Annotated in this window: 1 protein-coding gene; it reads left to right on the forward strand. The window is 71.4% G+C overall.

The features are described from left to right. Positions 1-434, forward strand: a 434-nt coding sequence (locus WU80_RS24845; RefSeq protein WP_156371905.1) for a DUF222 domain-containing protein, incomplete at both ends; no start/stop codon positions are given.

The following is a 434-nucleotide window of genomic DNA, read 5'->3' on the forward strand; positions in this document are numbered from 1 at the left end:
CTCGGGCAGCGCCGGGCGCTGACCGGCGAACCGTTGCCGCCGAAATTGAGCGCGACCGCGGCCGGCCAACGCGCGGGACTGATCGGCGACGCGCACGTCAACGTGATCCGCGGCTTTTTGGCCCACCTGCCGGCCGAGGTCGACGCGTTGACCCGCCAGGCCGCCGAAGCCGATCTGGCCGCCAAGGCCGGCGGGTATCGGCCCGACGAGTTGGCCAAATACGCCCGGCGGGTGATGGACTGGCTGCACCCCGATGGGGATTTCAGCGACGCCGAGCGGGCCCGCAAGCGCGGAATCACATTGGGCAAGCAGGACTTCGACGGTATGTCGCGCCTCAGCGGCCTGGTGACGCCCGAGCTGCGGGCCGCGATCGAGGCCATGTTGGCCAAGCTGGCCGCCCCCGGGGCGTGCAATCCCGACGACGAGACCCCGGT

Source organism: Mycobacterium sp. UM_11 (assembly GCF_001414075.1).
GTDB lineage: Bacteria > Actinomycetota > Actinomycetes > Mycobacteriales > Mycobacteriaceae > Mycobacterium.